Origin of the sequence: Gracilimonas tropica DSM 19535, assembly GCF_000375425.1 — a bacterium.
GTDB lineage: Bacteria > Bacteroidota > Rhodothermia > Balneolales > Balneolaceae > Gracilimonas > Gracilimonas tropica.
Genome location: NZ_AQXG01000001.1, coordinates 622,732 through 634,638 on the forward strand (window position 1 = coordinate 622,732; position 11,907 = coordinate 634,638).

The window sequence follows — 11,907 nt, forward strand, 5'->3', positions numbered from 1 at the left end:
CTAAAACGGCTTTTAAAACTCCTTATTCGGCCGGGCGATGTATGCAGGTAAATGTTACATCATCAAGGGGACTGACCGGGCCTATAAAAGCTTCCAGAGACGATTGAATTTTGCTAACAATAGTCTTGGCATGAAGTGATCCATAGATCTCCATGAGAGATTCAATACGCTCTTCGCCGTATTCTTCACCGTGTTCATTACGGGATTCGTTAAGACCATCAGTATAGAAAAGAACTGAATCACCGGGTTTGAAATGAAATTTCTTTACCTCAAGATTTTGTTCCAGGATCTTCGTTGAGGTCATTCCAAGAGCAAAACCATTGGCTTTGAGTTTGAATGTTCTGTCGCGTTCTTTATTGAAATAGATCGGGATATTATGTCCGGCACGGATGTATTCAAAATGATCTTCATCGTTAGGGAAAAAAGCAACGCAGCCTGTTACAAAAGTTTTATCCTTACTGTTACTTTTAATGTAGTTATTGAGCTGAAGGAACAGTTCTTTTGGTGAGGGTTGTTCTTTTTCGATGATAAGATTAACCAAAGCCTGAAGGCGCACCATATACAGGGCAGCAGATAGGCCTTTGCCCGAAACATCTGCAATCACCACATAGATTCCTTTTTCAGTTTCAATTACATCAAGGTAATCGCCACCCACTTCTTTAGCGGTATGAGCAAATGAATAGACCTCCAGATTTTTTTTATTGAGAGAAGTTCCTGGGAGTAAACTCAATTGAATTTCCCGGGCAAGATCGATCTCTTTCTGGACATCAGATTTTTCCAGCAATTCTATAAGCAGCAACATAAACATAGACAAAAACCCAAAGGGCAACAGAAGATCTCCCACGAAAAAGTACTGAAGTATTCCAAAGAAATTCAGAATGTAATAACCGATAAAGCTTAGCGACCCAAGGCCAAAAATGAGGCGGCGAGTGGGATTAAGGCGTTGGGTAAGGTCTGAGAATAGCCTTAAAAATTTTACATGTCCCGGTAACTGCTGACCTTGCTGGCGCTCAATGTCTTCTACCGCTTCTTCATAAACTTGTTTAAGGCGCTCTGTATCAGCGGTAAGTTCTTTTGAAAATCGTTCCCGGCTCATACCGGAAACATATTCCTGATAAAACTTTTTAGTACCGTATCCTGATTGTGCTTCGTTTTTAAGACCCAATGTAAACTTTGATATAATTACGAGTTGATAACTTCTTCGTAATAATACTCAAAAAGTTTTGGATCAGCGATATAAATTCTAACGTGTCTCAATTACAGTAGTATCGGCCGGTACTCTGGCAGGTTCTACGCGGTCATAAACAACCCATGCATCTCTAAAATATCTTTTAACGATATTTGAAAATGAGATAGCCCGGTTTCGTTCATGAAAATCCCCAACATGAACACGGTAATACGGTGTTTTGAAGAAAACATAGGTTTCGGGCTGATAGCCGACTAAAGTTGTGTCTGCCCATGCTCTGAAATTGGCAGCAACGGTATCTGCGTTAGAAACATGCTCCCCCGAAAATATTTGAATGCGATACCCCTCATAGAGATTCTTTTCCTCTTTTTGTTCTACTTTAATTTGGTTGAATTCTTCAGGTATTTGGTTTTCCCGATAAGCATACGCATCCGACAAACGGGTTCTGAACGTATCAAGGTTGATGCCTGAATTGGTAAGGGTTACGTCACCGGAATAGTTTTCTTTAGCCTCATCCATCATACCTTGAACATTTTTTTCTGTTGAAGAACATGCTACTGATATAAGTAACAGGGCTAAAATGGGTATTGAGTATTTCATAAAGTATTTAAAATCCTACGGGATGCCACGTGGTTTTTGTTTCCTGGAAATCGGTTACGAAATAAGGGCTTTGAACCGCCTCATCGTACCAGTCTTTCACAGGTCGCTTTACAATCCGTTTAACGTTTAATGATGCGTTTTCATCTATCATCTTCTTCATTTCTTTTGGAAGATCATCGGTGTAACACATGGCATTTACATCCATATGGGTACTAAAATGTTCCGCTAATTCTTCACGAAATCCGGTTAGAATATTTACCACGCCGGCGGGGACATCAGAATCGTTCAGTACTTCGGCAAAAGTGATAGCCGGAAGCGGATATTTCTCGGATGCTAAAATCACACAAACATTTCCGCCGGCAATGATGGGAGCGATTAAGGAAACCAATCCCAAAAGCGGACTTTTCTCAGGAGCAAAAGCAGCCACTACACCGGTCGGCTCAAGCATACTGAAATTGAAGTGTGAGCTTGCAACAGGATTCACCGATCCAAACACCTGCTGATACTTATCCGTCCAGCCTGCGTAGTAAATACAGCGGTCAATGGCCGCATTGATGTCAGCTTCCGCTTCCGCTGTTTTAAAACCGATAGGGCCGAGTTCCCGCATAAACTGATCTCGCCGGTCTTCCAACATCTCTGCAATGCGGTAGAGAATTTGTCCACGGTTATAGGCACTGCGACTACTCCATCCGCTAAAAGCTCCGCGGGCAATTTTTACGGCATCCCTAAAATCTTTTCGCGAACCCTGACAGGCATTCGCCAGGAATTCATCATCAGAGGTAAAAACCTTGTAGGTTCGGCCCGACTCACTGCGCGGAAAATCCCCGCCGATATACATTTTATACGTTTTCTTTACGTCAATTCTTTCTTCAGCCATGATCTAAATTCCTTTCAGTTCAATTAGTTTTTGATATATGCAGCCAATCCGTGCATGCCGCCTTCTCGTCCCACACCGCTTTCTTTGTAGCCGCCAAATGGGGAGGTCGGATCAAATTTGTTGTAGGTGTTGGCCCAAATCACTCCGGAGCGCATTTTGCTTCCCACTTTAAAGATCTTTGAGCCTTTGTCGGTCCAAACGCCGTTAGCAAGTCCATATGGCGTATTGTTGGCTTTTTCGATTCCTTCGTCTGCGGTTCTGAAGGTTTGAACCGTGAGCACCGGTCCGAAAATTTCTTCCTGCACCACGCGATTGGATTGAGAAACATTGGTAAACAGGGTAGGGCGAATGAAATATCCATTATCCGGAATATTACACTTGGATTGATAGACTTCTGCACCTTCCTCAACACCAAGTTCCAGGTATTTATTTACCGTCTCAAACTGCTCTTTGGAATTGATAGCACCGATGTCAGTATTCTTATCCAGGGGATCTCCGACGATCAGTGTTTCCAATCGGTCTTTAAGTTTTTGAATCACTTTATCGGCCACACCTTCCTGAACCAACAGGCGTGAACCGGCACAGCAAACATGTCCCTGGTTGAAGTAAATAGCGTTAATAATGCCTTCCACCGCCTGATCGATCGGGGCGTCCTCAAAGATCAACATCGCGCCTTTGCCACCAAGCTCAAGCGTGTATTTCTTATCGGTTCCTGCCAGAGATTTTTGGATGATCTTACCGACATTCGTAGAACCGGTGAAAGCAACTTTGTCTACATCTTTGTGATTTACGATTTCTGAACCGGTCTGTCCAGCTCCCGTTACAATATTGATCACACCATCGGGGAGACCGCAATCTTTCACCAATTCCGCAAATTTAAGAGCAGTTAGGGAAGTTGTTTCGGCCGGTTTCAGTACCACTGTATTTCCGGTTGCAAGGGCGGGAGCAATTTTCCAGGCCAGCATCAGTAATGGGAAATTCCAGGGGATAATCTGTCCGCAAACGCCGTAAGGCTCCGGTTTTTTACCGGGAAAAGCATATTCCAGTTTATCTGCCCAGCCGGCATAGTAGAAGAAATAGGCAGCGACCAAAGGAATGTCAACATCACGGGATTCGCGAATAGGTTTTCCGCCGTCCATACTTTCCAGTACTGCAAATTCACGGGCTCGTTCCTGAAGCATACGGGCAATTCGGTACAAATACTTTCCACGTTCTTTAGCGGAGATCCGTGACCATTCGCCTTCAAAGGCTTTGCGAGCCGCTTTTACGGCTTTGTCCACATCTTTTTGAGTGGCTTCCGCAAATTCGGTGATTACTTCTTCGGTAGCCGGATTGGTACTCTTGAAGTATCTCCCTTTGGATGGTTTTACGAACTTTCCGCCAATGAACAGATCGTACTGCTCTTTTACTTCTGCAAATTTTGAATCTTGAGGAGCGGGAGCATATTCCCAGACAGAGGCAAAATCCAGTTTCGAGTTGGGAGAAGTAGGTTTGTAAGCGGCTTCTTTGGTTTCGGTATTGGACATAATAGTAGTGCTTAATTCAAATATTCTTTTTGGTGAGATCAGTCATTACTGAAATAATCCAGCGATTGATAATGACCGGTTTGCTGCTTCACGATCTGCATCAATAAGTCATTGGTCAGGGAGCTTGCGCCAAAACGGAAATAGTCTTTGTTCAACCAAGCGGCGCCTAACGTTTCTTTAACTATAACCAAATATTGGATGGCTTGTTTCGCCGTTCGAATTCCCCCGGCCGGCTTCATCCCGATCATCTTCCCGGTGTCGTAATAAAAATCACGGATGGCTTCCAGCATCACTAAAGTAACTGGTTGTGTGGCAGCAGGACTTACTTTTCCGGTGGAGGTTTTGATGAAATCAGCCCCGGCGTGCATGGCAATGTCACTGGCTTTGCGCACATTTTCGAAGGTATGAAGTTCTCCGGTTTCCAGAATTACTTTAAGGTGAGCATCTCCACACGCTTCTTTAACGGCAGCAATCTCATCAAATACGAGCTGAAATTCCCCATTCAAAAAAGCACCGCGACTGATCACCATGTCAATTTCATCTGCGCCTTCTTCTACGGCAAATTTAGTGTCTTCAAGTCTTTGAGAAAGAGGAGCTTGGCCGCTTGGAAAAGCGGTTGCCACACTAGCCACATGAATTCCTGAACCCTTCAATTCTTTTTTAGCTACACTTACCATTCTTGGATATACACATACCGCGGCCACCGTTGGCAAGTCTGGAATGGCAGGATGGGGTTGCCGTGCTTTCTTGCAAAGTTGAATTACTTTTCCGGGAGAATCACTGCCTTCCAGTGTAGTATGGTCAATCATACTAAGAGCCATTTTCAGGGCCTGTATTTTGGAATCCTTTTTGATGCTTCGCTTATTCAGCCGGGAAACCCGTTCTTCCACACCCACTTCATCAATAGGAATGGTCTGATTAAAATCAGGATACTTCATGCTTCAAATTTGATTTATAATAAATTGGACCTCAAAGGTAAGAAATATCATACAAAAGCTCGGTTCAAAAAAGAAATATCAGGAATAATTGATGACTTATTGTAGTATTGAAGTAAATTTTATTAATTGCTTGTGATTCATGAGGTAATAAAGAATCGGGTTATAAAACAACAATAAAAAAGGAGGACTTGTAATGGAAGCAGTATCTATAAATTGGTTAGCAGTGATAGCCGCATCTCTGGTAGGTTTTGCAATTGGGTTCATTTGGTACGGCCCTTTGTTCGGGAAATCTTGGATGGAAGCGGTGGGCCTGAGTGAGGAAGAAGTTCAAAATAGCAATATGGCGAAGACTTTCGGGTTTACCTTGGTTTTTCAGTTTATCATGGCCTATTGCCTGGCTATGTTCTTTGGGAATGAGGTTGGACTTCAGGAAGGCTCATTCTACGGTTTCCTAACCGGATTTGGATGGGTGGCTATGGCCATTGGAGTGAACGCGCTGTACGAGCAAAAATCCTGGAAATACATTTTTATCAACGGTGGATTTTGGATCGTCGTTTTTACGTTGATGGGTTTGATTTTAGGTGCCTGGAAGTAGATTTAAACAATGATCAATATTTTCAAAAGCCCGTATCAATTATTTGAGCGGGTTTTTTATGTGATCAAGTTCTGAATTTAGATATCTTCTTTCAGTTCTTCAGGAATTTCAGTTTCGCGGAAGATTTCTGCAGCGTCAGCAAAGCGATCTGCTAATCCAACCATCACTAAACGGTCGCCGGGTTTAAGGGTGAACTCTCCCGCGGGATTCCCAATATTTTTTCCGGAACGATGCACCGTCAAAATGGTGATTTCATATTTGTTACGGAGCATAAGTTCACTCAGAGATTTTCCGGCTGCGAATGAGCCTTCTTTTACAACCACGGCGCGGGTGTGTAATCCTTCTTCATCCAGGCCTTTCAGTACCATTAAATGGGCTTCCTGAATACTTCCACGCATAATTTGATAATCCTCTTTGCGCAGCTCGCGAATGTGCTGTTCTATTTCTTCCTGAGGAATCATGTACGATTTTAAGACATTTGAAAATAGGCGAACCGTTGTCTCCATCTCTGCAGGAACTACCTGATCTGCTCCTGCCTCTTTCAATAATTCTGCTTCTGAAAGATATCGTGTTCGGGCAATGACCTGAATGGTCGGGTTCAGGTAATTTGCAAGTTTAATGATGCGTGGTGTAACCCTGGGATCGTTGATCACCACCACGCAAAGTTTGGCTTTATAAACACCGGCATGTTCTAGAATGTGGGTTCTTGAGGCATCCCCATAAACTGCTTTTATTCCTTCAGCTCGCATTTCATTGACTGATTTTGGATTCATTTCTATCACGATAAATGGGATACCGGTGTCCTTGAATACTTTGGCTAAATTTCGTCCACCAGGACCATATCCTATCAGAATTACATGATCTTCCAGATCGGGATGCTGTTCTTCGGAAGTGGATTCTTTCCGTTTATCTCCAATTTTTCGGAGTGGGGTATGCGCAAGCAATTCACCGATTTTTGGGCTGATCTTTAAAAAGAAGGGCGTCATGATCATCAATAAAACAGAAACGGCGATGAAGGTTTGAGATCCCATTTCGCCAAAACCTCCGGGTGTTAATCCTGCGGGGCGACCGGCTCGTTCCAAAACAAAGGAAAATTCACCGATCTGTGCCAACACAATTCCGGCCGCTGCAGCAATCCGAACGGGATAGCCTAATACCAGTAAACTAAAAGAGCTGATGAGAAATTTGAGAACCATCACACCTGCAGCAACTCCAAGCACCAAAAGAGGGTTTTCGATCACAAATTGAAGATCGAGCAGCATTCCAACAGAAACGAAGAACACCGCGTTGAATATGGTTTTTAGAGGAAGGATCTCGCTGAGGGCATGCTCACTGTAATGGCTTTCACTTACCACAAGTCCGGCAAGGAAAGCCCCTAATGCCAAACTTACTTCCGCAAGATTTGTGAGCGCTGCGGTTCCAAAACAAATGGCCATTACGGTTAATAAAAATAATTCCTGTCGGCGGGTTTGGGCCACTTTTTCGAGGATCCAGGGAACCACCTTTCGGGCGGCAAATACAACCACGGCGATCAGTGCAACAGCCTTTCCAAGTACCAGGAATACATCGGAAATAGAATCACTTTTTCCGGACAGAATGGGTATCAAAAGCACCATCGCGATGATAGCCAGATCCTGAAAAATGAGTACGGCAAGTGAAAGCCTGCCCACGGGAGTATCGGTTTTGCCTTGTTCGCTCAATAATCCCAGAATAATTGCTGTTGAACTCAACGCCACCAAACAGCCGGTGTACACTGCCACTTTCCAATCCACTTCAAACAAAAATAAAATGCCGACCACTGCCGCTACAGAAATTCCAACTTGCAGTCCACCCCCGATCATAATGGCATCTTTGATACGGGCTAATTTTTCCAGGCTGAATTCAATTCCAATGGTGAATAGAAGCAAGATGATCCCAATCTCGGCTAACATATCAACCAGTTCAATATCCTGAACAAGTCCCAACGCATTTGGCCCTATAATAACGCCGGCGATCAAGAAGCCGACAATGGGTACCAACTTGATTCGGTAGCAGATGTAGGCGATCAAAACACTGACAAGGAACAGCGCCACAATCTCATTCAAAAAAGGCAGACTTACAGCAAATGTCATCTAAAAAAATTTGATGGTTTAATACTTGACACCAAAGATATTGAATACCGTTAGGTTTACGAAGTGTATTTTGCTATCAGCTATCAGGTTTTAGCTTTTATAGTGCTATTGAGATCTGATTAGTATTGGCAGTGGAAAAACAACATATTTCAATTCAGCAAAAATCAGATTCTTACCTGCATGGGAATGACCTAAAAAACAAAAAGCTGAGAACTGGCTGCTGAAAACTAATTGCTACTTCTTATACTTCTCAAACCACCCTAAAATGTAACCCACTTTTCGGATCAGGTTGCTCGGTTTTCCTGCAATACCATGCCCGGATCCCTGAATGCGAACCATAGCTGACTCGACTCCCTGTAGTTTCAAAGCGGCATAATATTGTTCAGTTTCGCTCATAGGCGTTCGGTAATCCTGTTCACCAGTTAGTAGCATAGTGGGGGTAGTTACATTGCCAACCAACGAGATGGGGGATCGTTCAAGATATTGATCAGGATCTTCCCATGGTTTTTCAGTGAACCAATATTTGCTGTAGTAAGGAGCTCCATCAGCTGTTAATACAAAGCTGTACCAGTTGATCACCGGCTTGGCTACAACAGCTGCTGCAAAGCGGTCGGTCATTCCAACACTCCATGCGGTTAGCACTCCTCCGCCACTTCCACCGGTTATGAAAAGTTGGTTTTCATCTACATAACCCTTGTTTAGGATATAGTCCACCGCATCCATCAGGTCATTGTAATCTTCACTGGGGTAATTATGGTTGATGTAAGCCGCAAACTCTTCTCCATAACTGGTGCTTCCGCGAGGATTCGTGTAAACGACGACATAACCCCGACTCGCCATTAACTGTAATTCCGGGGAGAATTGTGGACCATAAGCGGTATGGGGACCGCCATGAATTTCCAGAATCATGGGATACTGGTCGTTGGGATCGAAGTCGGGAGGAGTAAGGATCCAGCCTTGAATTCTGAATTCATCAACAGAAGATTCGACCCAAAATTCTTCCACTTGTCCCAGATTCTTTGACTTCAGAAATTGTTCATTCAGATTGGTAATGGTACGGTTTTGCATCCGGGTTGGGAAGTGGCCAACACCAAGTTCAGCCGGTTGAGTAGCTGTTCCGGTTGTGAATGCAAACCGTCCGTTTTTAGCTACTGAATAAGAACCGCCACTGTATGGACGGCCAATGGTTGTACTCGATAAGTTTTGTGCAACCTCAGTGTAATCACCATTCAATTTTATATTACCGACTTTTGCTACACTTTCTTCGGTATATCGGAAAAAGATGGATTGACTGTTTTCAGCCCAGGTGATTGAGGATATATCATTAGCAACTTGTTGGGAAACTTTTCTCAGGTTTGAGCCGTCACGATTCATTACGTATAGATCAGTAAGCTGGTAACCCACAAATTGATCATCATAACCGGTGTAAGCGATGAGTTCTCCGTTTGGAGAAATTTTGGGGCTGCTATGTGGACCACGTTTGTCAGTGATCTTAGTCATTGCACCGGTCTCGATATTCATTTCGTAGATCTGCTCATTGTTGGGATCAAGATCTGCATTTCCCGAGCGATCTGCTGTAAAGATTATGTTTCCGTCGGGAGCCCACGAGGCAGAACTGTGATCATAGTCTCCGGAGGTAAGTTGTCTCGGGGCACCGCCTTCCGCAGAAATTACAAAAATATGGGTGAAGCCATCTTTTACATATCCGCCTCCATCACGCCGGTACACGGCCTTGTCGATTACCTGAGCAGATTGTTCCCACTTTGCTCCGGATGGTGGCGATGGAATATTAATTTTCACCGCAGAAGAAGAACCGGGTACAAATTTTGAAAACAAGATCAAGCTTCCATCGGGCGACCAGCTCAGGTTCCCAGGGCTTTCGGTTAGGCTGGTGATGGAAGTTGAAACACCGGAATCCATCCAGCGGACAAAAATCTGGTTTGAGCCTTCTTCGGAGGAAGTGTAGGCTATACGGTTGCCGGAAGGAGACCACACTACATTTCCGAAACTGCTCTTTCCTGACGTCAAAGGGCGGTGTTCATCACCGGAAAAAGAAATACTCCAAAGATTTGTAAACCGGCGGTCGGTCATTACATCAAATTGATGCCGCTCATAAATAATAGTATTCCCATCGGGAGAAATTTCAGGAGTGCCCACCATTTGCAACTCAAAAACATCCATATAATCAAAGTAGGATGCATCAACTTGCGCTTGAATGCTTAGCGATGAGACATACAGTAAGAAGAGCAGACTCAGAAAGTATTTAAGTGATTTCATAGCGAATTATTTCAATTTAGGATATAAATGGAAAGCGTAAGGATGGATGCAAAAGTAACCCAGGCTAAATAGGGTAAAAGCAGCCAACCGGCCCAGGGTTTAATTTCCTTAAAGCGAATGAAAGTAAAAATGATGGCTGCCATCAATAATAGAATTTCGACGAAAGCGAAAAGAGGACTTTGGAATCCAAAAAACAAAAAAGACCATATACCATTCAACATAAGCTGAATTCCAAAAATGGAAAGGGCATTTTTGACATGGCTTTTCTCAAAACCCTCTTGCCAGATAGCGGCAGCAGAAACGCCCATTAATGTGTAAAGGGTAGTCCATACAGGCCCAAAAAGCCAGTTTGGAGGATTAAAAGGCGGCTTATTAAGGCCGGCATACCAGGTTTCGATGGCGGGCAAGGTAACACTGCTTGCTAACAATCCTACTGCATTACAAACCAAAATTCCGATGAAGATCTTGAGCCAGTAAGGAAGCTTTTTCATAGAGCTTGATATTTAATGATAAACCATCAAATAATACCAAATTCCATGCAAGAAATAAGCTTAAATTGAGAATAAGATCAGCATGGCTAAAGAAACGATCAATGCTGCGATCTTTATTTGTTTCAATTTTCCGGATTGGTTGCGCTCTTCTTCTAAATAATCCTGAATTATTTGATCTGAAATCATTGCTTGTCCTTTTTTAAACAAGAGAATTACAGTGGCACAATGTTACAATTTCGATGGAAAAGTGTCCTAACTACCGGGTGGGAAACCAAACATAGTCTCCAGATTTGTTGATATACCCATAATTTTCTTCGATCTCTTCGCCCACCGGTACATAGATCGTAACGCGGGCCAGCCCATTATAAAAGGGATTCACTTCATCAAATTTGGGAGAGGTGATCTGATTGCCGGATTTGTCGATAAAGGTCCATTTGTTATCGATCATCACCGGGGCGCGTTCTTCGGCGAATGTTCCTGCTTGCTGAAATTGTTCGCTGATCACAAACTCCCCGGTTTTGTTGATGTAGCCAAATGAATTAGAATTTCTTCGCGCGGGTGCCAAGCCATTTCCAAAATCTCCAACACTGATAAATTGTGGTGAAATGGACACTTGTCCGGATCGGTCAATATATCCCCATCGGTCACTGATCTTAACAGCAGCAAGTTTGTCAGAAAATGGGCGTGCTTCGGCATATTTGAGATCAACAACGGTATCGCCATTTTTGTCTATGTAGCCAAAAAGGTCATCATCGGAAATTAATGCTCGACCATCCCGAAACTCATTCTCCTCAATGTAATCCATATCGCCGGGCATGTTTACGGATTCTATGCGGTCTCCGTTTTCATTGATATAATAGAAATCAGAATAATCCACGCTACGCACGAACGCCCGGCCGTCAGAAAAAGAAGAGGCGCTACGGAATTTCGGGTTGATCACAAAACTTCCCGATTTGTTGATATATCCCCAGCGGCCATCGAAGCGAACCGCGGCTTTGCCTTCTGAAAATTGCTGTATTTCGTTAAAATTTTCCTCAATAACTATTTCTCCTTTGGAGTTGATGTATTTCCATCCCCAGGATTCCCGAACGGCTGCAAGTCCATCGTGAAAAGGCGCTGCATTTTGGAAATCAGGTTCCAGCACAATCTTGCCGTTAGCATTGATATATCCCCATTCACCGTCCACCGAAACAGGATAAAGTTTCACCTTGTTATCATCGTTGTTGGGTACGATAGAGTTAACCACATCGCATGATGTGATCGAAAAAGTAAAAACCAAAAGTAAAAATAAGCGTTTCATGATGAA

Annotated in this window: 11 protein-coding genes; 1 reads left to right on the forward strand and 10 read right to left on the reverse strand. The window is 43.5% G+C overall.

Translation table 11 applies throughout. From position 1 onward, the window contains the following. Positions 1–22: 22 nt before the first annotated feature. The 5 genes from B151_RS0102815 to deoC form a co-directional block, all read right to left on the reverse strand. Positions 23–1,165 (reverse strand): PP2C family protein-serine/threonine phosphatase, encoded by a 1,143-nt coding sequence (locus B151_RS0102815; protein WP_020402080.1) that lies wholly within the window; start codon positions 1,163–1,165, stop codon positions 23–25. 78 nt (positions 1,166–1,243) lie between these two features. Then, positions 1,244–1,786 carry an SPOR domain-containing protein gene (locus tag B151_RS0102820; protein ID WP_020402081.1) on the reverse strand — a complete coding sequence of 181 codons (543 nt, stop codon included), beginning with the start codon at positions 1,784–1,786 and terminating at the stop codon, positions 1,244–1,246. A gap of 7 nt (positions 1,787–1,793) precedes the next feature. Then, entirely contained in the window at positions 1,794–2,663 is an 870-nt protein-coding gene (locus B151_RS0102825; RefSeq protein ID WP_020402082.1) for an aldehyde dehydrogenase family protein, read from the reverse strand. A 23-nt stretch (positions 2,664–2,686) separates the two neighbouring features. Continuing rightward, entirely contained in the window at positions 2,687–4,189 is a 1,503-nt protein-coding gene (locus B151_RS0102830; protein ID WP_020402083.1) for an aldehyde dehydrogenase family protein, read from the reverse strand. A 38-nt stretch (positions 4,190–4,227) separates the two neighbouring features. Further along, on the reverse strand, positions 4,228–5,127 hold the full coding sequence (deoC, locus tag B151_RS0102835) for a deoxyribose-phosphate aldolase (RefSeq protein ID WP_020402084.1): 900 nt from the start codon (positions 5,125–5,127) through the stop codon (positions 4,228–4,230). 193 nt (positions 5,128–5,320) lie between these two features. On the opposite strand from deoC, the gene B151_RS0102840 reads away from it, so the two are divergent. After that, a complete protein-coding gene (locus tag B151_RS0102840) occupies positions 5,321–5,722 on the forward strand; it encodes a DUF1761 domain-containing protein (protein WP_020402085.1) in 402 nt (133 codons plus the stop codon). A 77-nt stretch (positions 5,723–5,799) separates the two neighbouring features. Here the strand turns inward: B151_RS0102840 and B151_RS0102845 are convergent, their stop codons facing one another. The 5 genes from B151_RS0102845 to B151_RS17770 all read right to left on the reverse strand — a co-directional run bounded on the left by B151_RS0102845 (position 5,800) and on the right by B151_RS17770 (position 11,901). Continuing rightward, the gene (locus B151_RS0102845) at positions 5,800–7,833 is read right to left on the reverse strand and encodes a monovalent cation:proton antiporter family protein (protein WP_020402086.1); all 2,034 of its coding nucleotides are present in this window, start codon (positions 7,831–7,833) and stop codon (positions 5,800–5,802) included. A 234-nt stretch (positions 7,834–8,067) separates the two neighbouring features. Beyond that, on the reverse strand, positions 8,068–10,110 hold the full coding sequence (locus B151_RS0102850) for a S9 family peptidase (protein WP_020402087.1): 2,043 nt from the start codon (positions 10,108–10,110) through the stop codon (positions 8,068–8,070). Between the two features lie 11 nt (positions 10,111–10,121). Then, positions 10,122–10,601, reverse strand: a complete 480-nt coding sequence (locus tag B151_RS0102855) for a TspO/MBR family protein (protein WP_020402088.1) — start codon at positions 10,599–10,601, stop codon at positions 10,122–10,124. A 60-nt stretch (positions 10,602–10,661) separates the two neighbouring features. After that, positions 10,662–10,787 (reverse strand): hypothetical protein, encoded by a 126-nt coding sequence (locus B151_RS20380; RefSeq protein ID WP_020402089.1) that lies wholly within the window; start codon positions 10,785–10,787, stop codon positions 10,662–10,664. Between the two features lie 70 nt (positions 10,788–10,857). Beyond that, positions 10,858–11,901: a WG repeat-containing protein gene (locus B151_RS17770; protein WP_157470653.1), complete on the reverse strand. Its 1,044-nt coding sequence runs from the start codon at positions 11,899–11,901 to the stop codon at positions 10,858–10,860. Positions 11,902–11,907: the final 6 nt, after the last annotated feature.